Genomic DNA, 24,869 nt, shown 5'->3' with positions numbered 1-24,869 from the left:
GCGGACGTAGCGCAGCTGGTAGCGCATCACCTTGCCAAGGTGAGGGTCGCGAGTTCGAATCTCGTCGTCCGCTCCACGAAAGGGCCCGCCCACAAGGCGGGCCCTTTTCAATGGCCGAACGCCAATGCCGAACGCCAATGCCGAACGCCAATACGCGAAGGTGCCCGAAGGTCAGTAGGGCAGCGCCCGCCTCCTGGCCGCCGGCACCGGCGTCGCGGGCACCTTCGCCAGCAGCCACAACGGGTTCGACACCCCGGCGACCGTCGCGTCCTTCAGCCGGACCTGCGCCCGCACATAGTTGCCCGGCTTCAGGTTCACCCGCTGTTTCCCCACCTTCGACACAATGACCTTCGTGGATGGCTTGAGGCCGACGCCGACCTGGCCGGTCACGACCTCCAGCGTCGCGCCCTTCGGCAGCTTCGTCGCCGACACATCGACCGCGACCGCTGCCGACCCGACCAGCACCGCCCCCATGTAGGACTCCCCGCCGACGCGCAGGTCCATGGCGCCGCGGTACGCCGTCAGATCCGTGAACCAGGCCGCCCCAGCCGCCAACGCCCGCAGCAGATCGGCCCGCCCCTTCGACGGCGCCCACACGTGGCTGACGAAATGCTCCTCGTTCGCCGCCCAGTCCGTCGCGTCGTGGTCGTCGCTGCTGCCGAGTGCGGTGAAGAAGACGCAGTTGCGGGCGGCTACGTCGTACACCCACAGCAGATCCTCGAGCGGGTCCCGGCCGATCTCCACGAGGTCGACGCCGAGGGCACCCTGCGACACGACCAGCTTCGCCAGCTCGTCCCGCTTCGCCACGTCCATCGGATGGTTCCAGCAGACCAGCCCGCCGTGCGCGTGCAACCAGCGCACCATCGACCCGGTCAGCGCCGCGTCGTTGTCCCGCAGCGGCGGCGACGGGAACGCGGGCAACGTCAGGTCGCCGCCGAACCAGTTCAGGTGCCGCACCATCGACACCTCCAGCGCCCGGTACTGCGTGACGTCCGGATACTTGCCGGCCACCGCCGCGAGCACCTCCGCCCGCAGCCGCTCACCGGCCTGCCCGGTCCGCCGGGAGCGGGTGAACGTCAACCGGTCGACCACGAACCGCCCCTGCCGCACCTCCAGCGCCAGCCCCGTCAGCGCGTTGTCCCCGGCCACGACGTCCGGCCACAGCTTCGCGACGTCGGCGCGCGGCACCAACGTCACCCGCTGCCACACCCCGTCCTTCGCCGGCACCCGCACCACCCCACGGGCCCCGTCGACCTCGTGCGTGACCTTCCCGACGCCGCCGATCTGGTACGCGACGCGCAGGATCCCCTTCCCCGGCTGGTTGGACAGCTGCAGGTCCACGGTCAACGCCCCGCCGTCGCCGACCTGCTCCGGCAGCACGTCCAGCCCGAGCTCGGTGTCGGCGATGCACGCGTTCGCCATCGCGTTCCAGGCCACCCCCTCCATCCGCACCGCCCCCGCCCCCGACGCGGCCAGCCGCAACGCCTTGCCGCCGTCGTGCGGCGACCGCGGCGAGCCCACGAAGTCGGCGCCGTGACTGGCGGGCTTGCCGACGACGTGCTCCTTCCACGTCCACGCGAGCCCCTGCTCGTCCTCGGTCACCCCGTCGAAGTGCACCGCCTGCCGGTGCCCGGCCGCTGCGATCCGGAAGTCGTGGTCGGTGAACCAGACCACGTCGACCTTGTACCGGCGCGCCTGCGCCAGATGCGCGGCGTAACTGGCCACGCCCTCGCTGAACGGCCCGTGGATGTGGGTCGCCATGCTGACCGGCATCAGCTTGTTCCCGGCGGCGGCCGGTGCCGCGGCCGGGTCTGCCGCCGGCAGGACGCTCCCGGCGACGGCGCCGCCGGCCGCCAGCAACACCCCACGCCGACTGATCCCCGTTGCGCGTCTCACCCTTCCGACGTTGCCTCGCCCCGCCACTCACCCGCAGCGGAACGGCGAACCCCACCAGGCCCACCGCCCCCTCGGCCGCCGGACAGACCCAGGCGTTGACCCGTGCCGCGCGAGTAGGGTCCCAAGGCGGATGCCGGACGGAGGGCGACGGTGCGCAGGAAGCGTGTGGCGGTGGCGCTGGGACTGGGCCTCGGGTGGGGCGTCGTCTTCGCGTCCGCGTGGCACCTCGTCGAAGGCGGGTCCTTGTGGCGCGCCTTCGTCGTCTGGACCACGAGCGCGCTGGTCACCGTCGCCCCGGCCAGCTATTTCGGCTACCTCGACAGCCCGATGCCCAGGTTCCGGCGGTTCGCGGCCCGGGGCGTGGGCGCTGTGCGGAAGTCGCCACCGAAGCGCCCACCGGACCGCACCGGCTGACCCCGGACGGGACTTCACGAGCCCACCTGGCCGGTGGCTGTCGCGGCGCCGCCAGGGCTGGCGCTCCGCGGGTTTCCGTCCTGAACGAGGGGTCAGCGGCCGGAAGCGGACGGCGCTCGCGGTGGTAGTCTCATCGGGCCGTTCCTCCCGTGCGTTCCGGTGCTGGCCGGCGCCGCTCGCACCTCCGGCGGGCGTCGAGCCGCCAGCCGGAGCACCTGGCAGACCGGGCCGACGTGGCCAAAGGTGCCGACGTCCCGCGGAGCGCATGACGGACGCGCCACGCTCGACGAGCATGCAAGGGCCGGCGACGACCATGCAAGGGCCGGCATTGAAGGAGGGGCGTTCCAGGGTATGGCCGACACGACGTTGTGCACGTTCGCCGAGCTCGAGTTCCTGCTCCGCTCCGCCGCGGGGCCCGGCGGCGAGCGCGCCGCCGCCATGGACGCCGTGCGGCGGCGGCTCGGGCTGCGGCCGGAGGCGGCCACCGACATCGTCACCGCGGCGGGGGTCGCGTCGCTGCTCGCCCGGGGGTTGTGCACCGACGAGGGCGGCAACGTCGTGCCGGGCCAGTTCGTCCTCGGGGCGGTCGCGGCACTGTCGACGCTGCGCACGGTGACCGAGGCGGCGGGGTCCGCCGGCGACCGTACCCTGCAGCTGCACCTGTTCAGCGGGGATACCGGGCGGTTGGCGGCGTACCCGGGACCGTTCGGGCTCTACGGCGTCGACGTCCTCGACCCTGCCGAGCCCCTCGCGGCGCCCCTGGCCAGGTTCGTCGACCGGTGCACGGCCGGGCCCGGCGAGGCCGCCGTCGCGATCAGGTCGGCGGACGCCGGAGAGGACTCCGCGGAGGTCGGGCTGGCGATCGCCCGCGCCGCCGACGGGTCGTGGCTGCTGTCGGACGACGGCCCGGACGCGGTCACCGCCGGCAGCCGCGACGACGTCGTCGCCGCCCTCGTCGAGCGCTTCGGCCACCCTGTCGCGGCGGGTGCCTGATGGCGGCCGTGCGGGCGGGGGCCGCCAGCGACATCGGCCGGGTGCGCCGGCGCAACGAGGACAGCGCGCTCGTCGCCGACGGGGTGTTCGCGGTCGCCGACGGCATGGGCGGGCACGCCGCCGGTGACGTCGCCAGCGAGCTCGCCGTCGAGGCGCTGCGGCGGCTCGCCGGGCAGCCCGACCGGACCCCGCAGGACGTCCACGACGCGGTCGCCCGCGCCAACGCCGACATCCTCGCCTCCGCCGTGGAGCATCCGGTCCGCACCGGCATGGGCACCACCCTCACCGGGATCAGCCTGGTGCGTGACGGCGACGTCGAGCGGTGGGCGGTGTTCAACGTCGGTGACTCGCGGGTGTACCGCTTCGCCGGTGACGTCCTCACCCAGCTCACCGTCGACCACACGGCGCCGGAGAGCGTCACCCGCCGGCGCGGCGTGATCACCAGGGCGCTCGGCACGCGGCCCGCGCCCGACGCCGACCTGTGGGTGCTGCCGCCGCTGCCCGGGGAGCGGTTCGTCGTCTGTTCCGACGGGCTGTCGCTGGAGCTGACCGATGACGAGATCGCCGAGGTCCTGCGTGCCGAGCCGACCGCGCAGGCGGCCGCCGACCTCCTCGTGCACCGGGCGGTCCTCGCCGGCGGCCGGGACAACGTGACCGCCGTCGTGGTCGACCACCTCACCACCGGCGGCGACACCGGCACCGTCACCCGCGGCGCGCACGCCGCCCCGGAGGACGACGACACGCACCCGGGCGCGGCGCCGTACCGGGGCATCGACACCGACCCGCTGGGCCTGCCGACCGGACTGTGACCCCCGCCGGGTGCCGGGCGGCGGGACGCGGCTGGCACCATCGGGCGATGCATCTGGGCATCGACTTCGGTACGTCCAGCACGGCCGCGGTCCTCACCGGTGCCGGCGGCACGGTGACGCCGCTGCTGTTCGACGGCTCGCCGCTGCTGCCGTCGGCGGTCCACCTCGACGTCGCCGCCGGGGTCCTCGCCGTCGGCGGCGACGCCGTGCGCGGCGGCGCCCTCGACCCCGGTCGCTGCGAACCCCACCCGAAGCTGCGTGCCGCCGACGGCACCGTCCCGCTCGGCGGCACCGGCGTGCCCGTGGAGCACCTGTTCGCCGCGGTCCTGTGGGCCGTACACGCCGAAGCGCTGCGCGTCACCGGCGGGACCCCGCCGCACGAGGTCGCCCTCACCCACCCCGCGTCCTGGGACACCCACCACCGCGGCGCGCTGCTCACCGCGGCGTCGATGGCCGGGCTGCCGGCCGCGACGCTCGTGCCGTCCCCGGTCGCGGTCGCCCGTGCCGTGCTGGGCCGGCTGCCGCAGCCCGCTGCCGCCGGTGTCCCCCTCGTCGTGTACGAACTGGGCGCCGCGACCTTCGAGGTCACCGTCCTGCGGGTGACGGCCGCCGGCCCGCAGGTCCTCGCCACCGCGGGCCTGACCGGCGTCGGCGGCCTCGACCTCGACCTCGCGATCGCCGAGCACCTGCTGATCATGGCGCCCGGCCCGGCCCGGGCCGCCGGACCCGGGCGGCCGCTGCTGGAGCAGGCCCGGCTCGCGAAGGAGCTGCTCAGCGCCGGGACCAGCGCCGTCGTGCCGGTCGCCGGCCGGGGCGAGGTGACCCTGACCCCGCAGGACCTGGACACCCTCGCCACGCCGCTGCTGCGCCCCACCGCGGAGCTGACCCTGCGCACGATGCGCGACGCCGGCGTCGACGCCGCGCCGGCCGCAGTGGTGTACCTGGCCGGCGGCGCCACCCGGCTCCCGCTCGTCGCCGCCCTGCTGCACCGCGTCGCCGGCGTCGCCCCGGTCGCCCTCGACCGCCCGGAGTTCCTGGCCGTCGAGGGCAGCGTGGCGGTCCTGGCCGCCGGGGGCGGCGGGCCGGCGCCGGCGGTCGAGGCCGGCGCGGCCGTGCCGGGCGGCGGAGGCGGCGGGGGCGCGGCGGGCGGCGGGCGCGGCGGGGCGGTGCTGACCGCGGGCCACGCGGAGCCGGTGCCCGCCCCGGCGGTCCCGGTGCCGGCGGTCCCGGTCCCGGCTGTCCCAGCGGGCGACGACGGCGGGCCGCTGTGGGGCTGGCTGCCGCGGCCGGGGGCGTTCATGCCGGGCGAGGCGTGGCGGGAGGCGCCGTTCCAGCCGCTGCAACTCGCGTTGCCGTCCGGCAGCGGCTGGACGATCCGGGCCAGGTTCGCCGACCGCACCGTGTTCCTCGGCCGGGGCGGCGGCCCGCTGTTGTTCCGCAGCGTCGACGGGCTCGCCGGGTACCTGCTGAACGAACCCGACCACGAGCTGGCCGCCCTCGCCGGCTGGGCGCGGGCCCGGGAGCCCTTCGTCGCGTTCGTCCGCGGGGGCGGCGACGAGGAGCAGGTCGACCTGGACCTGGTGCAGTACAACCTCGGCTACCCGCCGCAGCAGTGGATGCCGGACCTGCTGATCGCGGCCCGGGACGTGGCCGTCGAGCTGGCCGAGGCGTTCGCCCTGGACGACGTCGGCGCCCTCCTCGCCGAGGGCGGCCTGCTCGACCTGGTGGACGAGCTGCTGCGCGACGCCGACCGGGCCTTCGTCGGCCGCTCCGCCCGCCGCCGCCTCGACACCCTCGACGCCGACGCGGTCCGCCACGCCTGGCACGCCGTCGTCACCCGCCTCGACGACGTCGCCGCCTGGGCCGACTGACCGCCCCGCCGGCGGCACCCGCCCCACCGGCGGCGCGATGCCGGGGCGGGTCAGTGCCGTCGCCCGGACGTTGCGGGTCCACAGGCAGCCGGCGGTGCCGTCGGGTTTGGCGACCCGGTGGTGGTCGACGCGGACCTCGCCGTCGCGGAACGGGTCCCAGTCGATGCCCCGCGGCGCGGTCAGGCGTCCCAGGCCCGGTGGAAGATCCGCGCCGGCACGTCGCCGCGGATCGCGGACACCACCACCCACTCCTGCGCGTCCATGCGGGTCAGCGTCACCGCCGGCGCCGTGGCGTGGCAGCATCTGGCGGCATGTGGGTGCCGTCCGACGAGGAGATCCGGGCGCTGCACGAGCGGCACGCGCCGGACGCGGCCGCGTTCGACCTGGTGTGGACGCACTGCCGGATCGTGTGGCGCATCGCCGAGCGGCTGCTGCCGCGGGCCGGTGCGGGGGTCGACCCGGCGCTGGTGCGGGCCGGCTGCCTGCTGCACGACATCGGCGTGTACCGGCTGTACGACGCGACCGGCACCCTCGACCACGCCGGCTACGTGCGGCACGGGCTGCTCGGGCACGAGCTGCTGCGCGAGGCGGGGCTGCCGGAGGTCCTGTGCCGGTTCTGCTCCTGCCACACCGGGGTCGGGATCACCCGCGACGACGTGGTCCGGCAGCGGCTGCCGATCCCTCCCGGCGACTACGTGGCGGTGAGCGGGGAGGAGCGGCTCGTCATGTACGCCGACAAGTTCCACAGCAAGAGCAGCCCGCCGCGGTTCGTGCCGGCCGACGCGTACCGGCGGGCGGTGCGCCGGTTCGGTGAGGACAAGGTGGCGCTGTTCACCGCGATGGTGCGCCGGTACGGCGAGCCCGACCTCACCGCCCTCGCCGCCGAGTTCGGCCACCGGCTCGGCTGAGCCCGGCGCCGTCACAGGGTGTCGACGACGACGTCCAGCTCGTGGGGTGTGCGGGCGGTGACGGTGTACCCGGCGTCGCGGATCGCGCCGGCGAGGGCCGCCGGGGTCTTCGGCCGGGCGCCGGCGGTGAGCAGGGCCCGCACGAGGCGGCCCTTGGTGGCCTTGTTGAAGTGGCTGACGACCTTGCCGTCGTGCAGGACGCGGACGGTGACGGCGTTGCGCGGCGCCCACATCGGCGTGTACGCCGAGGAGCGCAGGTCCAGCACGAGCGTGTCGCCGGCGAGCGCGTCGAGGACCGGCGGCAGCGCGGCGCGCCAGTGCGCGGTGAGCGCGCCGGCGGTGGGCAGGCGCACGCCGATCGAGCAGCGGTAGGGCGGGACCCGGTCGGCGGGGCGCAGCACGCCCCACAGGCCGGAGAAGATCAGCAGCTGCCGGCGGGCGCGGGCGAGTGCGGGCCCGGTGAGCGTGGCGAGGCCGAGCGCGTCGTAGAGGACGCCGGTGTACAGCGCGGCGGCCGGCACCGCCGGGGCGGTGCGCAGGTCGGCGTTGCGGGCGGCCTCGGCGGCCAGGCCGGGGGTCAGCCCGAGCGTGGTCAGGGCGAGCGGCGGGTCGCCGGCGAGCTTCACCAGGTCGTCGACGACGGTGGCCCGGGCGTCGGTCAGCTCGGGCAGGCAGAGCCGGTCGAGGTCCAGTGGCGCGCCGCGGCGCGGGGCCGCGGCCTTGCCCTCGGACGGTGGCAGCAGGATGAGCACCGCCCGAGGGTACAAGCCGGGTCAGGCGTGCCGGCCGGACTGCAGGAACGGCATGCCGTGGTGGTTCGTCTGCGCCAGGCGGCTGTTGAGGTTGCCCGCATTGGCGATCTTGTCGTGGTACGCCTCGCGCCGCCGGGCGACGCACCCGGTCGGCTTGTCGCTGGCCGAGACGAGGTCCGGGTCGAGGTGCGTGTTGAGCCCGTCGCGCAGCAGCATGAGCGCCTCGGCGCGCAGCTGGGAGACCCGCGACTCGGTGACGCCCAGGTCGTGGGCGATCTCCATCATCGGCCGCTCCTGGAAGAAGTACCCCTTGACGACCTTGCCGAGCCGCTCCGGCAGCGCCTCGACGGCGTTGTGCAGGTAGCCGATGCGTTCCCGGTGCAGGATCAGGTCCTCGGGGCCGGCGGCCCGTTCCGGGACCATGTCCTCGGCGCTGCCGGCGGCGAACCCCTGCAGGGACAGCACGGCGGCACGCTGCACGTCGTCGTCGATCGCCTGCAGCTCGTCGACGCTGACGCCGAGCGCCTCGGCCAGCTCGTGGTTGGTCGGGGTGCGTCCGAGCGCCGCGGTCAGCTCCTGTTGCATCGCGTCGGCCTGCCTGGCCCTGGCCCGCACCGACCGGCTCGCCCAGTCCAGCCCGCGCAGCTCGTCGAGGATGGCGCCGCGGATGCGGGTCGTGGCGAAGCTGCCGAACGGGATGCCCCGGCTCGGATCGAACGCCTTCGCGGCGCCGGCCAGGGCCGCCATGCCGGCGGACACCAGGTCCTCGCGGCTGACGTGGGCGGGTAGGCGTCCGAGCGTCTGGCGGACCAGATGCCCGACGAGTGGCAGGTGCTCGCGGATCAGGTCCTCGAGCTCGCGGCCTTCCAACTGGACCTTGAGCGTGGCACCCTCAAGGGTCGCTGTCATCGGTTCCCCCTCGTGTCTGTGGTGAACCCCGTGCAGGCGGTCCACCTGCTGACACGAAGAACTTTCGGCTACTAAGGGTGCTGTCGCCGTCACTTTCGGGTGCCGTTTGGTTGCGAGCCGGTGAGAGTGCTCAAGATTCGGCGTGTCGCACTGGTCCGCTCAGCGCGCCGACTCGTTCGAACACCGGTACAGTCGCCCGCGATGAATCTTGTGCCGCTCGCACCCCGCCTCCGCCGCGCCGCCCGCCAGCACTTCGGCTGGGACCAGTTGCGCGCAGGACAGCTGCCACCGATGCGCGCCCTGCTCAAGCGGCGCGACGCCCTCGTCGTGCTCCCCACCGGCGGTGGGAAGTCCGCGATCTACCAGGTCCCGGCGATGCTGCTGCCCGGACCCACTGTCGTCATCTCACCACTGCTCGCGTTGCAGCAGGACCAGATCGCCGGACTCAACCGCCGCCACGACGGCCAGGCGGTCCGGATCAGCTCCGCCGAGACGCCGAACCAGCAGAAGGCCGCCCTGGAGGCGCTGCGCGCCGGCACCGCCAGGTTCCTGTTCATCACGCCCGAGCAGCTCGGCAACCCGGAGCGCCTCGCCGAGGTCCGCGGGCTGCGCCCGAGCCTGGTCGCGGTCGACGAGGCGCACTGCGTGTCCGCGTGGGGGTACGACTTCCGCCCCGACTACCTGCAGCTCGGCCACCTCATCCGCGAGCTCGGCGACGGCACCCGCCGCCCGGTGATCGTCGCGCTGACCGCGACCGCGTCCCCGCCGGTGCGCGCCGACATCACCGAGTCCCTCGGCCTGCTCGACCCGTTCACCCACGTCGCCGGCCTCGACCGGGGCAACCTGGAGCTCGGCGCGGTGCACTGCACCAGCGACGAGCAGCGCTGGCAGCGCCTCCTCGCGCAGGTGCGGCAGGAGCCCGCGCCCGGCATCGTGTACGCGCCGACCCGCGCGATCGCCGAGCAGTACGCGACCCGGCTCACCGAGCACGGCGTCGAGGCGGTCGCGTTCCACGCCGGGCTCGCCGCCGGTGAGCGCACCCGCCGGTACACCGACTTCATGGCCGACAAGATCCCGGTCATGGTCGCGACGAGCGCCTTCGGCATGGGCGTCGACAAACCCAACATCCGCTGGGTGCACCACGTGGCGCTGCCCGACTCCCCCGACAGCTACCTGCAGGAAATCGGCCGGGCCGGCCGCGACGGCGCCCCCGCCCGCACCGTGCTGTTCTTCCGGCCCGAGGACGTGTCGCTGCAACGGTTCTTCGCCGCCGGCGCCCCCGACGGCAAGGAGCTCACGCAGCTGGCCGCCGCGCTGCGCGAAGGCCCCGTGAGCCGCACCGCCCTCGCCACCCGCAGCGGTCTGCCCGCGCGCAAGATCACGTCGCTGCTGAGCCTGCTCGAGCAGGTCGGCGCCGTCGAGGTCCAGTCCGGCAACAAGCTCAGCACCCCCCGCTACGCGCCGTCCCCGGCGGACGCGTCGCGGCTCGCCCTCGCCCAGTTCGAGCGGCACCAGACGCTGCGGCGCTCCCGGATCGACATGATGCGCCAGTACGCCGAAAGCGCCGGCTGCCGCGGCAACGCGCTGCTCGCCTACTTCGGCGAGCAGGCCGAACGGGCGTGCGGGCACTGCGACAACTGCGCCGCCGGCAACGTCGTCGTCGACCCCGTCGTGCCGAAGGTCCCCTGGTACCGGCGGCTCGCGCTGCTGCGCCGGCCGACCGCCACGGTGGACGCCGGCGAGGTCCCGGTCGCCACCGACCCGGCCCGGCCGTTCCCGGTGTCCAGCGAGGTCCGGCACACCGCGTGGGGCACCGGCACCGTCATGGCGTACGAGCAGGACCGCGTCGTGGTGCTGTTCGAGGAGGTCGGGTACAAGACGCTGTCGGTGCCGATCGTGCAGAAGTCGAAGCTGCTGGAGCCGGTCTGACCCGGCCGCCCGCTCCGGCGGGCACCGCTTCGACGGGCACCGCTTCGACGGGCGCCGCTTCGACGGGCGCCGGGGCGTTCGGGCATCTAGGCTTTTCGGCATGACCGAGCTCCCTGTCGACCAGCGCGAGTACAACCGCAAGCTGATCGCCGAGTTCCGCGGCAACGGCCGGCGGCTCGAGGACCGGCCGTTGCTGCTGCTCACCACCACCGGCCGCAGGACCGGCCGGCCGCACACCACGCCGATGATGTACATCCGCGTCGACGACCGGATGTACGTGATCGCCTCCAACGCGGGCGCCGCCCTCGACCCGGACTGGTACCGCAACCTGGTCGCCGAGCCGGCCGTCATCGTCGAGGCGGAGGGCGAGGAGTACCGCGCCACCGCCCGCCCGGTCGCCGACGAGGACCGGCCCGTGCTGTGGACCAGGATCGTGGAGCGGTACCCGTTCTTCACCGACCATCAGAACGGCGTCGAGCGGAAGATCCCGGTCGTCGAGCTGCTCCGCTGACGCCCTGCCCTGCGCTGCTCGGTTGCTGGCGCTCCGCCCTCAGACCGGGCTGATCACCTTGTCCGGTTCGACGTAGTCGCGGCTGGTGCCCTCCAGGTCGCCGGCGTCCCGCGACCACCAGGTCCCGTCGCGGTACTCCTCGGGCAGCTCGTCCTCCCACGGGTCCAGCCGCAGCCCTTCGACCGCGTCGAACCACGCGTCCCGCCGCGACGCCGGCAGCCGCCCGCCGCACCACGGGCAGTACCCGATCACCACCACGGACGTGCCGCCGTCGCGGACGGGCAGCCCGTACTCGTCGAACTTCGCGTCGTACACGACGACCACATCCGGGTCGTCCTCGCCGGCCTCCGACTCGGACCGGGCCAGTTGCGCACGCATACCGTCGCAGCAGTGTTTCCGCACGGCACGCAGTATGGCGGTCGCCTCCCGACCGGCGCGCCGCGGGCCTGTGCCACGGCGCGTGGCGGCCCTGCGCCGGGGCGCGTGCGGGCCTGGGCCGCAGCGCGTGGCGGGCCTGTGCCGCAGCGCGTGGCGGCCCTGCGCCGGGGCGCGTGGCGGGCCTGTCCGGGGCGCGTGGCGGCCCTGCGCCGGGGGCGCGTGGCGGGCCGCCGCTGTCGGGTGTCCGGCTGCCGCGCAACTGTCGTTTCGGGGATAGTCCAGGCCGCTGAGCACGGTATACGCTCCCGCCACGGCATTCGAACGGCTGGCACGTTTCCGTGATTCCACGCCATGACGGCGCTCGTAACGTCATCACCAGCGCCAGGAACACCACCTGAATCGCAACCTCCACACCCCCTGCAATACCGAGAGGACCCACCATGAGCGAGTACGACGGCGGCGACACCGGCGCGGAATTCGGCCACGTCGAGACCGGCGAGGACCACCAGTCCCTGGAGCAGCTGCACCAGGTCAACGCCAGCGAGGCCGACTACAACAACCAGTTCAACGTCTACGAGCAGAACCACGCCGCGGCCGAGTCGACCTCGTTCGACCAGGGCCACAGCGTCGAGTTCACCGGCGCCGACGGCTCGCACTACGCCGAGTCGAACTTCACCTCGTACGACCACGCGGCCGCCGAGTCGGACCACGTCTTCGCCGCCGAGGGCAGCGAGTCCTCGCACGAGGCCCAGTTCTCGCAGCTCGACGCCCTGCAGGCGCAGCTGGACTCCGCCTTCTCCGAGGCCACCGTCATCGACACCGACACCCCGCCGTCGATCGCCGCCGGCTGACCCTCACCCCCACACACGATTCATCCGGCGCGCCGGTCCGCGGGTATTGTTCTCCCGACGGCCCGGCGCGCCGCCCTTTCCAGCCCTCAGCCACCCCAGCAGCAAAAACTACGCAGCGCAAAACCTCCAGAGATCAATTTGCTCGGGTGGAGTAGAGTGCGGATGAGCTGCCCGCCCGCGCCGCTCGGGTCCTCTGCGCTGACGATCCATATGAACACCTGAACGGCCGAGCACCTGAACGGCCCAAGCCAGCCCAACCACATGCCGGCCCGGACACCCCGGCGTGCTCGGATCAGCAGGGGCGCGTAACGCGGCAAACCGGTGCGCGCCCAGATCAGCTGTCGTGCGTGACGCAGCACCGCGCCACACCGCCGTCACACGGCACACCGTCGACGCGGCACACCGTCGACGCGGCACACCGTCGACGCGGGACGGCTCAGCCCGTCGTGCCGAGCAGCGCGTCCGCGACGCCGGTGCGGACGTTGAGCACGGCGCGGCCGTCGCGGTGCGCGGTGACCAGGCCGGCCGCCCGCAACGCCGCCAGGTGCTGGGAGACCCCGCCGGGCGTCAGGCCGATCCGAGCCGCGAGCGCCGTCGTCGAGGCCGGCGCCGACAGCTCGACCAGCAGCCGCGCCCGGGTCCGCCCGAGGACCGCGGCAAGGCCGTCGGGCGTCCGTGCCGGCGACTCCCACAGCGCGCCTGTCCCCCGTGGCGGGTACGCCAACTGGGCGAGCCGCCCCGTCGACACGGTCAGGATCGACGGCCACACGAAGACCGACGGGATGAGCACGAGCCCTCCGCCGTCGGGGACGTCCTCGGCGGTGCACCACTGCTGCGCGACCGACAGCGTGTCGTCGGCCCAGCGCACCTGCTCGTGCAGGTCGTTGAGCAGCCCGCCGACCCCCTCCGCGGCGAGGGCCCGGGCCCGGGTGAACACTTCCGCCTCCAGCAGCTGCCGGATACGCGGCCAGTCGGCGGCCAGCGCCACATCGAAGTACTCCGCGAGCTGCCCCGCGAGCCGCCGCAGCAACCCCTCAGCCGCCGTGTCCCGAACCGCCACCGCATCCCGAACCGCCGCCGCGTCCCGAACCGCCACCGCGTCCCGAACCGCCGCCGCGTCCCGAACCGCCGCCGTGTCCCGAGCCGCCGCCGCCACGCTGGCCGAAGGTTCCAGGCCCACCACCGCCTCCGGGCCCGCCACCACCAAGCCCGCGGAACGTTCCAGGCCCGCCGCCGACTCCAGGAACCCAGCCGGCACCTGCGCCGCGATCTCCGCCGCCGGCGTCGCCAGCAGCGCCTCCAGCTCCACCCCTAACTCAGCGAACAACCCGTCCGGCGCCGGTGTCAGGAAGTCAGGCACGTACCCCGGCCCCGGCGGCACCAGCCGCCACAGCTCACTGCCCACCAACGCGCCGAGCCGTGGCCGCACGGCGCGCACCCACGGCAGGTGGATCGCGTGCGCGCCGGGGTCTCTCAGGACGCGGATGCTCGCGATCGTCTCCCACAGCGGCGAGATCGCGAACCGCACCCGGGCGACCCCGCCCGCGGACAGTCCGATGGCGACCATGCAGTCCAGGCTAAAACGTTGGAGCCGTACCGCGGCCGCCGGGAGGATTGCGGGCATGACCAACGCTGCCGTGTTCCGCTCCCTGCACGACCCCGCCGACCCGCTCGTCCTGGCCAACGCGTGGGACGCCGCCTCCGCGCGGATCGTCGCCGCGGCCGGGGCCCGGGCGGTCGCGACCACCTCCGCCGGCGTGGCCTGGGCGCACGGCGTGCGCGACGGTGGCGCGTTGAGCCGGGACGCGATGCTGGCGCACCTGGCGCGGGTCGTCGCCGCGGTCGACGTGCCGGTGACCGCGGACGTCGAGTCGGGGTTCGGGGCGACGCCCGAAGACGTCGCCGCCACGCTGCGCGGGGTCGCCGAGGCCGGTGCCGTCGGCGTCAACCTGGAGGACGGCGCCGGACCGGCGCTGCGGCCGGTCGACGAGCAGGTGGCCAGGATCGCCGCCGCCCGCGCCGCCGCGCCCGAGGTGTTCCTCAACGCGCGGATCGACACGTACCTGCGCGGTGTGCGGGACTTCGACGGTACGGTGGCGCGGGCGCACGCCTACCTCGCGGCCGGCGCGAGCGGGATCTTCGTGCCGGGGGTGGTGGACCCGGACACCGTCGGTGCGCTGGCCGCCGCGATCCCGGCGCCGCTGAACATTCTCGCCGGGCCGGGCGCGCCGTCGGTCGCCGAGCTCGGCAAGCTGGGTGTGGCCCGGGTCAGCCTCGGCTCGTGGGTCGCGGAGGCGGCGTACGGGGTCGCCCGCCGCGTCGCGCAGGAGGCGTTCGGCGCCGGCACGTACACGAGCCTCGCCGGCGCCATCGAATACGGCGAGCTGCAGTCCCTGATGTCGCCCTGACCCTGCGACGCCGCCGCCCGACTCCCGCAGCGCCGCCAGGACCTCCTCCGGGCGGCGCTGCCGCGTGCTATCCCAGCAGCCGCAACGCGGTCCTGATCGGCAGCCGTTCGACGGTACGTTCGAACGACGTCTCCCCCAGGCAGAACCGCTCGAACATGCGCCACCCCGGCGGGGTCCGCAGCATCGCGTGGAACAGTCCGGGCCGCCGGCTGAACGTGTCCAGCAGCCGCCGCCCGGCCGTCATCGCCGGCACGAGGGTCCGCTCGACGGCGGTGACGTACCCGTCGAGGTCGCCGGCCGCGGCGGCCGCCCCGGCGAGGACGCCCGAGCGCACCGCGAAGCTGATCCCCTCGCGGGTCCACGGCTCCAGCAGGCCCGCCGCGTCGCCGGCGACGAGGACCCGGCCGGTGCGCAGCGGCGACGCCGCGGTCCGGCAGCGGGTCAGGTGCCCGGAGTCGTGCACGGGTTCGATGCCGTCCAGGCCGAGCCGGGTGACGAAGTCGCGCAGGTACCGTTTCGTCCGCTCGCCCTGCCCGCGGGCCGCGATCACGCCGACGGTGAGGACGTCGTCCTTCGGGAAGACCCACGCGTACGAGCCGGGCAGCGGTCCCCAGTCGATGAGCACCCGCCCCTTCCAGTCGGCGGCGACGCCGGCCGGCACCGGCAGCTCGACCTCCAGGCCGAGGTCGACCTGGCCGTACTCGACGCCGGCGTGGCGGGCGGTGATCCCGGACGAGCCGTCGGCGCCGATCACGGTCGCGCCGGTGACCGCCGAGCCGTCGGCGAGCCGGACGGTGACGGCGTCGCCGGTCTGTTCCAGCGCCCGTACCGTCGCCGACTGCCGCACGACCGCGCCGGCCTTCTCCGCGGCGAGCCGCAGCGCGTCGTCGAACTGGGGGCGGCGCACCATCTGCAGCAGCGCCCCACGGTGCGCGGAACGGCTGAACGCGCGGCGGCCGTCGTGCGTGAAGTCGGCGCGCACGATGTGATCGTCGGCGGGGATCTCGATGCGATCCGTGACGGCCCGCACGGTGAACCCGATCAGTCCGCCGCCGCAGGTCTTGTACCGCGGGTGCACCGCCTTCTCCAGCACGAGCGTCCTCGCCCCACCGGTCGCCGCCGCGTGCGCCGCGGACAGGCCGGCGGGCCCGCCGCCGACGACCACGACGTCCCAATCCGGCTGACCCGCGCCGCCGCTTCCGTTCCCATTCACCCGAGCAGCGTAAAGGTCCGCGTTCACAGGTGAGATTGGCCTCGTGTGACGCAGACATCATCCGAATGAGTGACGGATCTGTTTCACTGGCGGAATGTCGGCGATCGACCATCTCATCCACGCCAATGAGCACTATGCCAGCACGTTCCCCGGGCCCCGCCCGTTGCGGCCCAAGCTGCGGCTGGCCGTGATCTCGTGCATGGACTCCCGTCTGGACCTGTTCGGCGCGCTCGGCCTGGACATCGGTGACGCGCACCTGATCCGCAACGCCGGTGGCCTGCCGACTGAGGAGGTGCTGCGCTCCCTCGCGATCAGCCAGCGGCGGCTCGGCACCCGCGAGGTGGTGCTCATCCACCACACCGAATGCGGCATGCAGGGCTTCGACGACGACGAGTTCCGCGCGACGCTCACCGCCGAGACCGGCCGCGCCCCGAGCTGGGACGTGCCCGGGTTCACCGACCTGCACGACACGATGCGTTCGTCGATCGAGACGGTCCGTGCCTGCGAGTGGCTGCCGCACCGCGAGGACGTGCGCGGGTTCATCTTCGACGTGGCCACCGCGAAGATCGAAGAGGTGCGCTGAGCACGGTGCGTTCCTTCGTCGTGACGGGCGGCGGCCGCGGTGTCGGCCGCGCCGTCGTGACGCGGCTGCTGCGCGACGACGACACCGCCGTCGTGGTCCTGGACCATGACCCGGCGGCGCTGTCGTGGCTGCCGTCGACGCGGACGCGCCTGGTGGGTCTGAGCGGCGACGCCGGTGACGACCGCGTCACCGGCCGGGCGGCCGACCTCGCCGAGGCGCTGGGCCCGCTCGCCGGTTGGGTCAACAACGCCGCCGTGTTCCGCGACGCCTGGATCGACTCGGTCCCGCCGTCGGAGCTCCTCGCACACATCGTGGCGAACCTGGCACCGGCCGTGGCCGGCAGCGCCACCGCCGTGCGCCGCTTCCGCGCGGCGGGCCACGGCGGCGCCATCGTCAACGTGTCCTCGCACCAGGCGCAACGCCCGGTGCGGGGGGCGTTGCCGTACGCGACGGCGAAGGCCGCCATCGAGGGTCTCACCCGCGCCCTCGCCGTCGACCACGGCCCCCACGGCATCCGCGTCAACGCCGTCGCCCTCGGCTCGATCGACACCGAACGCTCCGAGGCGTACCTCGCCGCCCGCCCACCGGACGAGGCCGCCCGCATCGTGGACGAGCTCGCCCGCCTGCACCCGCTCGGTCGCCCCGGCGACGCCACCGAGGTCGCGGAGGCGGTCGCGTTCCTGCTCTCCCCCGCGTCGTCGTTCATCTCCGGCGCGGTCCTGCCCGTCGACGGCGCCCGCGCCGCCAGGGGCGCCGACCCGGAAGCCCGCTGACCGCTCCTCTGCTTTCATGCCCGCTCGCGTTCCTGCCGGTTTCGGCGTCCCGGGTGCAAACTGCGGGGGTTCCCGCGAGGGCCCACGGACCGCCATGAACGCCGCCGATGCTGCACGATCGATGCCATGCGATACGGGGGACGGCTGAACCGCATCGAGTTCACCGCACTGATCGACCAGCGGGCGAACCGGATCCGTGCGAGTGCCGCCGCACTGCCGTTGTACGGGATGGCCGGCTGGTCCGGGCCGTGCCGCATCGGCGGCTGGGCCTGGGACGACGACCGGCTCGTGCACGCCGGTCTCACGTTCGGCGACCCTGCGGCCGGCGGCGGCTGGGTCGAGGTCGTCACCACCGCCGGCCCGCCGCTGCCGCTGCTCATCGACATGCGGGTCGCCGCCGTCATGCCGCAGCCCCCCGAGGACCGCAAGACCTACGAACGCAACCTCCGCGCCGCCTCCACCCCTGCCCCGCACCGCGTCGGCATCACCGTCGACGGTGTCCCGAAACCCTTCCACCGCTGGCCCGACCAGGAGGTCCTGCCGTCCCAGAAGGGCTGGCTCGCCGTCCTCGACGAGGTCCCCGGCCTGCTGCTGCGCGTGTCGCAGCTGGCCCCTGCGGAGATCAAGCTGGCGAGGGTCGGCGACCTGGAGCCCCACCTGGTGGGCACGAGAACCCAGCTGCTCGACGGCTACGACGAAGACCCGGACGCCTGACCCTGGACCCGCCGCCCGCCAACTGGACATCCTCGGGACCGGAACGCTCGCCACGGACGCCGCAGGCACTCACGGCGGGTGCGGCAGCCGCCCGGCGCGCAACGGTGGCCTCGGCACGAGCGCGCGGCCTATCGGCGCGCGTGCGGACTCTCGGCGCGCGTATGGACTCTCGACGCGCGTGCGAACTGTCGACGGAGCCCGCGTGCGTGGCGGACACCCGGACGCGGTGCGGCGATACGCTCGGCGCGGGCGCGCGGTCTGGGGTGCGGTGCGGTCCGGGTGCGGGTGCGGGTGCGGGTGCGGGTGCGGGTGCGGCGGACGCTCGCCGCGGTCAGTAGCGCGACGCCAGTGCCTGGGCGAAGTTGACCCGCTGCAGGGCCTCGGCCGCGTGCTGGGGCGAGTACACGACCTCCCGCGCCATGTAGTGGAACTGCCCCGCCTGCACCGACACGATCAACGGCCCCGACATGGTGTGCGTCTTCGCGGTCAGGAACAGCAGCCCGAACAGCAGGAACAGGCTCAACCCGCACGTGAACGGCGCCAGGATCACGGCGAGGATCGCGCTCGTCACGCCCAGCCCGATCCCCCACCCGGCCGTCGTCGTCATCGGCACCGGCTGCGAGATCACCATCCACCGGCTCCCTTGGATCGGCCACACTCCGACCGGGGTGTAGATCGCGCGGCCGTCGACCCGCACGTCACCGATCTGCACGTCCGGTCCGGTGTACGCAGGCAGCTCACCGCCGCCACCGCTGTAAGGGATGGGCAACGTCACGTGAGCATTGTGACCCGTCCCTACCGCCCAAGGGACCCCCTCACCCGACTGCTACTCCTCATCTGAACAGCTGGATCCCACCGCACCGACCCACCGCACCGACCCACCGCACCGACCCGCCGCACCGACCCACCGCACCGACCCGCCACGGCGGAGGAGCCGGCCCGGCGGCCGACCCCTCCGACACCGTCGCCGGCAGCCCGGCATGATCACTGGCTTCCCGCGGCCGGTCAGGCGTAGACGGCGGCCAGCCACTGCGACCAGGTCTGCTCGGCGGCCTCCTGGTCGATGTCGGCGAACACGTGGTGGCCGGTCAGCATCATGCCGCCGCCACCGACGAACCGCAGCAGCGCGTCGTCGGTGCGCACCCCCAGGAAGCCGGGCTCCGACAGCACGTCGACCACCCCGGTGACGTCCTCACCGTCGACGGTGAACTGCACCTTGTCGCCCTCGCTGACAGGGCTGGTCAGGCCGACGGCGGCGATGATGCGGGCCCATGCCTGCTCCTGGTCGGACTGCGGCGGCGCGAACGCGGCCACCGGCACCGCGGTGCGTCCCGGGAAGTGCACCAGGTACTGCTCGAGGGTGCGCAGGTAGAGCGGGTTGCCCTTGCGCAGCGCGTCATACTGCTCCTCCCAGTCGCCGGTCAGGATGCCGCTGTGCACCATGCGCAGGGCGGTGCTGCCGCCGTCGCGGCCCTCGACGAGATACTCGAACGCCATGAACGCGCCGTTCTCGTCGGAGTCGCTGCGGTAGGCGAAGCGGTGCGGCGGCTCCCAGGCGGTGATCGTCGACTCGGCGGTGTAGCCGGGCATGGTGAGGGAGCCCCGGCCGCCCACCTTGGGCTCGATCTCGCTTCTCCCCATGAACCACGAGTCGATGCCCGGCCCGGTGGCGATGGCGTCCCACACCTGCTCGGGCGTGGCGGCGATGTCGATGTCGTGGGTGAGCTCGAATTCGTGCGACATGTCAGGACTCCTTGGTCTCGGGACGGTGCTCGGTTTCGATCTGGACGTCGACGCCGGGACGGGCTGCCGCGGCGTCCATCGTGTGCATGCCGTCGGGGCGCAGGCTCGGGTGGATCGCGACGATGACGCGGTGGTCGCGCCCGCCTTCGGCCCGCTCGTCGTGGTAGCGGCTGACGAGCCCGGCGACGGCCGCCGCGAGCTCCTGGGCGAACGCGGCCCGGTCCGCCGCCGAGGCGAACCGCACGGTGCCGTCGAGCGCGAACGTGGCGACCGGCTTTCCTGCCCGGGCGGCGCCGGTGATGAGGGCGCCGACCTCCTTGACGAGTCGGGCGGCGATCGCGAGCAGCCACCGCGCCGACAGCTTGTCGGGTGACCGGGCCGGGTCGGGCGCGACGGCGGCGAGGGCGGCGGGCGAGATCACGAACGACGCCGCGGCGGCGCGCAGCACGCGCTCGGTGACGTTGCCCTTGCGCCGCTCCTCGACCAGCTCCACCAAACCGTGCGCCTCCAGGGTCTTCAGGTGGTAGTTCACCTTCTGGCGGGGCAGGCCGAGGAGCGCCGCGAGGCTCGTCGCCGAGTGCGGCTCGGCCAGCAGTGCCAGCAGCCGCGCCCGGATCGGGTCCAGGGCCACCTCGGCGGCCCCCGACTCCTCGATGACTCCGACTTCCAACATGCAGGTACCGTAGCTGCCGACAACTTCGACTGTCAAGACAAGAAAAATTGTCGGTGCCCATCGCTACAGTCGTCGCTGTGACTTCGCAGGTTCGGGGGCCGAGGGTCTCCACCATCGAGTTGTTCTTCGATCTCGTCTTCGTCTTCACCATCACCCAGTTCGCGACCGTGCTGGTCAAGCACGTCGACGTGGTGCACACGCTCCGGGTGCTGCTGATGCTCGGCATCATCTGGTGGATGTACGCCGGCTATGCCTGGCTCACCAACGCGGTGGCCCCGAGCAGCACGTCGCGCCGCACCCTGCTGCTCACCGGCATGGCGGGCTTCATGGTCATCGCCCTGTCGATCCCCTATGCGTTCGACGGCGACGGGTGGGCGTTCGGCGTCGGGTACCTCATCGTCACCGCCGTGCACTCCGCGCTGTTCCTGCAGGCCGACGACAACGCCTCGATCGGCACCGCGATCGCCGGGCTGGCCCCGATCAACGGCACCGCCGCGCTCCTGGTGCTGGCCGGCGGTTTCCTGCACGGCGCATGGCAGTACGGGTTGTGGACGGCGGCGCTCGTGGTGGTCATCGCCGCGCCGTACCTGCAACGCAGCATGGGCACGTGGACGATCGACGCGGGCCACTTCGCGGAGCGGCACGGGCTGGTCGTCATCGTCGCCATCGGCGAGTCGGTGATCGCGATCGGGCTCGCGTTCGCCGGCATGCACCTGGACCTGCCCACGCTCGTCGTGGCGATGCTCGGCCTGTGCATCGCGTACTACCTGTACTGGAACTACTTCTCCGGCGACGAGACCCGCGCCGAGCACGCGCTGCACGCCATCACCGACCCGGCCCGCAAGGCGAAGGTAGCGGTGCAGGCCTGGGGGTATGCGCACTACTTCCTGATCGCCGGCATCGTGTTCACCGCGGTCGGCGTGAAGCTGTCGGTCGGTCACGCCCTCGAGCCGCTGCACTGGCCGAGCGCCATCGTGCTCAGCGCCGGCGCCGCGACGTTCCTGCTCGGCCACGCGCTGTTCCTGTCCATTCTGAAGCTGCCCGGTGCCTGGTACCGGGTGGCGGCGGCGACCGGTGTCATGGCGGCGATCCCGCTCGGGCACTGGCGGGCCGTCGCGCAGCTCGTCGCGGTGCTGATCGTGATGGCGGCCGCGGTCATCGCCAAGGACCTGAAGACGGTCCGCGCCGAGCACACGACCGCCATCCACAGCTTCGGGCGCTGACGGGCACACGCCGAGCGCAGAAAGTGCCGAGGAAGGAGCCGAGCACGGCAACGGAGGGAGACAGAAGGCCAGGGCGGTTGGACCGGGCCGACAGACGGGTGAAGCGCGGCCGAGAACTCAAGCGGGGCCGAGAACTCAAGCTCGGCCGAGAACTCAAGCTCGGCCGAGAACTCAAGCTCGGCCGAGAACTCAAGGGCGGCTGAGAACTCAAGGGCGGCTGAGAACTGAGAGCTTGACCAGCGCCGATGGCCCGGCCGAGTGTCGGCCGAAGGTGAGGAGCCGAGAACCGAGCGCCGAGAGGTGAGGGGTCGAGAGCCGAGCGCCGAAAGGTGAGAGGTGAAGGGCCGAGAACCGAGCGCCGAGCGCCGAAAGGTGAGAGGTCGAGCGCCGAGAGCCCGGAAGCCTGGCCGGAAGTTGAGAGGTCCAGGGCCAAGAACCCGGGGGCAGAGCCGGGCTTGTGGCGGATGTCTTCGACCGGCAGCGAAGCCTGCAGCGGAACGGCCGAGCGCGGCAGACGGCGGCAGACCCTGACGTCGGCACGCAGGCGCCGAGCCGGAAGACCCGGGCGGGTAGGTCTTCCGGCTCGACTGCTTCCTGAGCAGGGTCCCGCTACGTCACCGGGCAGCCCGTCACGGGCCGCTGGTCACGTAGATGATCTGGTTGGCCGTGTTGGCCGGGCCTGCCGTGTTGTTGATGACGTGGTTGATCGTGCCGACGCCGCCGAGGGAGACGCTGACCATGTTGTGGAAGGCGATGCCGGACTTGACCGGCGTCTCGAAGGAGCGTTCGCCGACGACGGCGGGGTTGACGTTGAAGTAGCAGTAGCTGCCCAGGCCCCACGCCTCATGGGTGTTGACCGTGTCGGCGACCTTGTAGGCGGCCCAGCCCCGGGTGGAGCCGTTCATCCAGGCGGCCTGGTTCGGCGGGTCGTAGGGCATCTCGTTCTGGAAGAAGTAGGTGCGGCCGCCGTTGCCGTTCCAGATGACCTGGTACTGCTGGTAGTGCTCGACGAAGAGGCCGTACATGGTGACGTTGTTGCCGTTGACCACCATGCCGTTCTGGCCCGTGCTGACGGTCCAGCCGTAGGTGCCGGCGTTGCCGTGGTCGGCGCGCCAGATCCACATGTGGTCGCCGATCACGTTGCTGCTGTTGACCTGGAGGCTGACCGTGGCGTTGCCGACGTGGGCGCCGCCGATGCGGAAGTACACGTCGTGCAGCGAGGTCGGGTTCGCGGCGTGCGACGCCGAGGAGCCGGCCGGGCCGAGCTCGACCAGGGTGGGCGAGTTGACGGTGCCGGCGTCGATGAGGATGCCGGCGAGCTTGACGCCGTCGACGTCGGCGACCTTGATCGCGGTGACGCCGCCGTCGGGGACGAACGTGGCCAGGCCCAGACCGAGGATGATGGTGTTCGGGTTGTTGACCTGCAGGGGCTGGTTGAGGTGGTAGACGCCGGGGGTCACCAGCAGGTGCCGGCCGGCGGCGAGGGCCGCGTTGATCTGCGCCGCGGTGTGGCCGGGGCGGACCAGGAAGAACTGGTCGAGGGAGATCGACGAACCGGCCGGGGTCTTGCCGTACCAGCTGGTGCCGGTCGTGTTGGCCTGCAGCGCCGGGACGAACACGCGGTAGGTGCCGGTGCCGTCGAGGTACAGGAACGGCTTCTCCCGCTGCAGCGGCGTGGTGTTGATGACGGTGTGCGACGGGTTCGGGAAGTTCGGCGGTGGGGCGCCCTGCACGCCCTGGAAGACCATGTTCCAGACGGAACCGGCCCAGCTGCCCAGCTCGCTGTTGCGGGTGTACCACTGCTGCTGCGAACCGGAGACGACCCGGCCGTCGACCTTGGTGTCGGCCATGAGACCGCCGGAGGACCAGCCGTCGCCGCCGTTCCAGAGCTGGATCTCGTTGTTGGCCCCGCGCAGGTGCATGCGGCGGTACTGCACGGCCTGCGAGACGGCCCAGCGCTCGACCTGCACGCCGCTGCCGGTGTTGGGCAGGGTCACGGACAGGTTCTCGGCGCCGCGCCAGAAGTTCTGGGTGGCGTTGCCGCCGAACCAGGTGGCCTCGGCCCGGACATGGCCGTTGATGTTGGTGTCGTCGGGTGAGAAGCCGAGCCCGGCGACCTGGGTGTAGAAGCCGATGTTGGCGTCGATGGTGTGGTTGCCGGGCTTGAACAGCACCGCGTAGCGCTCGGTGCCGAACTGGTTGGTCTCCTGGCCGGCGAAGATCTGGTTCAGCCGGGCCTGCGCGGCGGCCTGCTGCGACGGGTCGTAGACGGACACGTTGGGGCCGAAGTTGGGGTTTTTCGGGTCGGTCGGCTCGACCGGGCCGCTGCTCACCGGCGGGCTGCTGGACGGCGGGGTGGAGCCGCCGCCGAGGACGTACACCTCGAACTCCCACAGCGAGACGCCCCACTGGGTCGCCTTGGCGGTGGCGTTGACGCGCACGTAGCGGCCGGTGCCGGTGACGTCGAGGGTCTGCACGCCGCCGGTGCCGGTGGTGGTGGCGTAGACCTGCGTCCACGCGGCGTTGTCGTTGGAGACCTGGAGCTGGAAGGCGTTGGCGTACGCGGCCTCCCAGCGCAGGACCACCCGGCAGACCTGGTACGACGCGCCGAGGTCGACGGTGATCCACTGCGGCACGGACGCGGCGCTGGACCAGCGGGTGCCGGTGTTGCCGTCGGTGGCGGCGGTGGCGGGGGTGCCGGCGTTCTCCGTCGAGGACGCGGTGGTCGGGCGGGTCACGGCGCGGTTCGCCGGGCCGCAGGTCTGGCCGGTCGGGCTGACCTCACCGAAGACCTGGAACTCCCAGAGCGAGTAGCCGTAGGCGGTGTTGCGCTGGGTGCCGTACATCCGCACGTACCGGCCGGTGCCGCTCACGTTGAGCGTCTGGGTGCCGCCGGCGCCGGTCGTGGTGGTGTAGACCGGCGTCCACGTGGCGGCGTCGTTGGAGACCTGGATCTGGAACGCCTTGCCGGAGGCGGCCTCCCAGTTCAGCACGACCTGGGACAGCGTGGCGGGCGCGCCGAGGTCGACCTGGATCCACTGCGGGTCGCTGAAGGCGCTGGCCCAGCGGGTGCCGGTGTTGCCGTCGGTGGCGGCGGTGGCGGGGGTGCCGGCGTTCTCCGTCGAGGACGCGGTGGTGGGCTTGCCCTGCGACAGCAGGGTCGGTGCGGCGCTCGCGTTGGGCAGCGCGATCGCGGCGACGGCGGTGGAGAGCATCAGGGTGGCGGCGCCGCCGAGCAGCCACCGGCGCAGGGCAGCGCGACGGGGACCGCGCGGCGAGTCCTCGGCGTGGGCCGAGGCGTACCGCGACATTCGGGGA

Annotated in this window: 23 protein-coding genes and 1 tRNA gene; 14 read left to right on the top strand and 10 right to left on the bottom strand. The window is 73.3% G+C overall.

The window, feature by feature from the left end; all coding sequences use genetic code 11:
• Window positions 1-76 (top strand) — tRNA-Gly (locus tag OP18_RS00630).
• Window positions 77-171: 95 nt separating this feature from the next.
• On the opposite strand, the gene OP18_RS00625 is transcribed toward OP18_RS00630, so the two are convergent.
• The gene (locus OP18_RS00625; RefSeq protein ID WP_033356661.1) at window positions 172-1,896 is read right to left on the bottom strand and encodes a CehA/McbA family metallohydrolase domain-containing protein; all 1,725 of its coding nucleotides are present in this window, start codon (window positions 1,894-1,896) and stop codon (window positions 172-174) included.
• 150 nt (window positions 1,897-2,046) lie between these two features.
• Here OP18_RS00625 and OP18_RS00620 point away from each other — a divergent pair, with 150 nt between their 5' ends.
• The 5 genes from OP18_RS00620 to OP18_RS00600 all read left to right on the top strand — a co-directional run bounded on the left by OP18_RS00620 (window position 2,047) and on the right by OP18_RS00600 (window position 6,891).
• Window positions 2,047-2,310: a hypothetical protein gene (locus OP18_RS00620; RefSeq protein ID WP_156089212.1), complete on the top strand. Its 264-nt coding sequence runs from the start codon at window positions 2,047-2,049 to the stop codon at window positions 2,308-2,310.
• Window positions 2,311-2,661: 351 nt separating this feature from the next.
• Window positions 2,662-3,303, top strand: a complete 642-nt coding sequence (locus OP18_RS00615) for a hypothetical protein (RefSeq protein ID WP_033356659.1) — start codon at window positions 2,662-2,664, stop codon at window positions 3,301-3,303.
• Window positions 3,303-4,112 (top strand): PP2C family protein-serine/threonine phosphatase, encoded by an 810-nt coding sequence (locus OP18_RS00610; RefSeq protein WP_063745392.1) that lies wholly within the window; start codon window positions 3,303-3,305, stop codon window positions 4,110-4,112. Before OP18_RS00615 ends, OP18_RS00610 begins: the two co-directional genes overlap by 1 nt.
• 47 nt (window positions 4,113-4,159) lie before the next feature.
• Window positions 4,160-5,983, top strand: coding sequence for an Hsp70 family protein (locus tag OP18_RS51875; protein WP_156089211.1), 1,824 nt, complete (start codon window positions 4,160-4,162; stop codon window positions 5,981-5,983).
• Window positions 5,984-6,294: 311 nt separating this feature from the next.
• Window positions 6,295-6,891 carry an HD domain-containing protein gene (locus OP18_RS00600; RefSeq protein ID WP_033356658.1) on the top strand — a complete coding sequence of 199 codons (597 nt, stop codon included), beginning with the start codon at window positions 6,295-6,297 and terminating at the stop codon, window positions 6,889-6,891.
• 11 nt (window positions 6,892-6,902) lie between these two features.
• Here the strand turns inward: OP18_RS00600 and OP18_RS00595 are convergent, their stop codons facing one another.
• On the bottom strand, window positions 6,903-7,643 hold the full coding sequence (locus OP18_RS00595; protein ID WP_033356657.1) for a YaaA family protein: 741 nt from the start codon (window positions 7,641-7,643) through the stop codon (window positions 6,903-6,905).
• Window positions 7,644-7,664: 21 nt separating this feature from the next.
• Window positions 7,665-8,552, bottom strand: a complete 888-nt coding sequence (locus tag OP18_RS00590) for a sigma-70 family RNA polymerase sigma factor (protein ID WP_033356656.1) — start codon at window positions 8,550-8,552, stop codon at window positions 7,665-7,667.
• Window positions 8,553-8,753: 201 nt separating this feature from the next.
• On the opposite strand from OP18_RS00590, the gene OP18_RS00585 reads away from it, so the two are divergent.
• Together OP18_RS00585 and OP18_RS00580 are read left to right on the top strand one after the other, a co-directional pair.
• Window positions 8,754-10,481, top strand: coding sequence for a RecQ family ATP-dependent DNA helicase (locus OP18_RS00585; RefSeq protein WP_033356655.1), 1,728 nt, complete (start codon window positions 8,754-8,756; stop codon window positions 10,479-10,481).
• Window positions 10,482-10,581: 100 nt separating this feature from the next.
• Entirely contained in the window at window positions 10,582-10,992 is a 411-nt protein-coding gene (locus OP18_RS00580; RefSeq protein ID WP_033356654.1) for a nitroreductase family deazaflavin-dependent oxidoreductase, read from the top strand.
• A gap of 39 nt (window positions 10,993-11,031) precedes the next feature.
• Here OP18_RS00580 and OP18_RS00575 read toward each other — a convergent pair whose 3' ends face one another.
• Window positions 11,032-11,394: a DUF6980 family protein gene (locus tag OP18_RS00575; protein ID WP_389249307.1), complete on the bottom strand. Its 363-nt coding sequence runs from the start codon at window positions 11,392-11,394 to the stop codon at window positions 11,032-11,034.
• 416 nt (window positions 11,395-11,810) lie between these two features.
• Here OP18_RS00575 and OP18_RS00570 point away from each other — a divergent pair, with 416 nt between their 5' ends.
• Window positions 11,811-12,221, top strand: a complete 411-nt coding sequence (locus OP18_RS00570) for a hypothetical protein (RefSeq protein WP_033356653.1) — start codon at window positions 11,811-11,813, stop codon at window positions 12,219-12,221.
• 436 nt (window positions 12,222-12,657) lie between these two features.
• On the opposite strand, the gene OP18_RS00565 is transcribed toward OP18_RS00570, so the two are convergent.
• On the bottom strand, window positions 12,658-13,788 hold the full coding sequence (locus tag OP18_RS00565) for an ArsR/SmtB family transcription factor (protein ID WP_033356941.1): 1,131 nt from the start codon (window positions 13,786-13,788) through the stop codon (window positions 12,658-12,660).
• A 55-nt stretch (window positions 13,789-13,843) separates the two neighbouring features.
• On the opposite strand from OP18_RS00565, the gene OP18_RS00560 reads away from it, so the two are divergent.
• Window positions 13,844-14,629 (top strand): isocitrate lyase/PEP mutase family protein, encoded by a 786-nt coding sequence (locus OP18_RS00560; RefSeq protein ID WP_033356652.1) that lies wholly within the window; start codon window positions 13,844-13,846, stop codon window positions 14,627-14,629.
• Window positions 14,630-14,696: 67 nt separating this feature from the next.
• Here OP18_RS00560 and OP18_RS00555 read toward each other — a convergent pair whose 3' ends face one another.
• The gene (locus tag OP18_RS00555) at window positions 14,697-15,842 is read right to left on the bottom strand and encodes a geranylgeranyl reductase family protein (protein ID WP_052386020.1); all 1,146 of its coding nucleotides are present in this window, start codon (window positions 15,840-15,842) and stop codon (window positions 14,697-14,699) included.
• 94 nt (window positions 15,843-15,936) lie between these two features.
• On the opposite strand from OP18_RS00555, the gene OP18_RS00550 reads away from it, so the two are divergent.
• The 3 genes from OP18_RS00550 (at window position 15,937) to OP18_RS00540 (ending at window position 17,912) form a co-directional block, all read left to right on the top strand.
• Window positions 15,937-16,425 (top strand): beta-class carbonic anhydrase, encoded by a 489-nt coding sequence (locus tag OP18_RS00550; RefSeq protein WP_033356650.1) that lies wholly within the window; start codon window positions 15,937-15,939, stop codon window positions 16,423-16,425.
• 5 nt (window positions 16,426-16,430) lie between these two features.
• Window positions 16,431-17,198 carry an SDR family NAD(P)-dependent oxidoreductase gene (locus OP18_RS00545; RefSeq protein ID WP_033356649.1) on the top strand — a complete coding sequence of 256 codons (768 nt, stop codon included), beginning with the start codon at window positions 16,431-16,433 and terminating at the stop codon, window positions 17,196-17,198.
• A 126-nt stretch (window positions 17,199-17,324) separates the two neighbouring features.
• Window positions 17,325-17,912: a hypothetical protein gene (locus OP18_RS00540; RefSeq protein ID WP_033356648.1), complete on the top strand. Its 588-nt coding sequence runs from the start codon at window positions 17,325-17,327 to the stop codon at window positions 17,910-17,912.
• Between the two features lie 331 nt (window positions 17,913-18,243).
• Here the strand turns inward: OP18_RS00540 and OP18_RS00535 are convergent, their stop codons facing one another.
• The 3 genes from OP18_RS00535 to OP18_RS00525 all read right to left on the bottom strand — a co-directional run bounded on the left by OP18_RS00535 (window position 18,244) and on the right by OP18_RS00525 (window position 20,328).
• Window positions 18,244-18,687 (bottom strand): hypothetical protein, encoded by a 444-nt coding sequence (locus OP18_RS00535; protein ID WP_156089210.1) that lies wholly within the window; start codon window positions 18,685-18,687, stop codon window positions 18,244-18,246.
• A 230-nt stretch (window positions 18,688-18,917) separates the two neighbouring features.
• Window positions 18,918-19,655: an SRPBCC family protein gene (locus OP18_RS00530; RefSeq protein WP_033356646.1), complete on the bottom strand. Its 738-nt coding sequence runs from the start codon at window positions 19,653-19,655 to the stop codon at window positions 18,918-18,920.
• 1 nt (window position 19,656) lies between these two features.
• Window positions 19,657-20,328, bottom strand: a complete 672-nt coding sequence (locus OP18_RS00525) for an ArsR/SmtB family transcription factor (RefSeq protein ID WP_033356645.1) — start codon at window positions 20,326-20,328, stop codon at window positions 19,657-19,659.
• 77 nt (window positions 20,329-20,405) lie between these two features.
• Here OP18_RS00525 and OP18_RS00520 point away from each other — a divergent pair, with 77 nt between their 5' ends.
• Window positions 20,406-21,551, top strand: a complete 1,146-nt coding sequence (locus OP18_RS00520) for a low temperature requirement protein A (protein WP_033356644.1) — start codon at window positions 20,406-20,408, stop codon at window positions 21,549-21,551.
• 629 nt (window positions 21,552-22,180) lie between these two features.
• Here OP18_RS00520 and OP18_RS00515 read toward each other — a convergent pair.
• Window positions 22,181-24,766 carry a discoidin domain-containing protein gene (locus tag OP18_RS00515; protein WP_033356940.1) on the bottom strand — a complete coding sequence of 862 codons (2,586 nt, stop codon included), beginning with the start codon at window positions 24,764-24,766 and terminating at the stop codon, window positions 22,181-22,183.
• Window positions 24,767-24,869 lie beyond the last annotated feature (103 nt).

The sequence above is a fragment of the Dactylosporangium aurantiacum genome (genome assembly GCF_000716715.1).
Classification (GTDB): Bacteria; Actinomycetota; Actinomycetes; order Mycobacteriales; family Micromonosporaceae; genus Dactylosporangium; species Dactylosporangium aurantiacum.
This window is presented reverse-complemented; position numbering and strand designations above follow the sequence as displayed.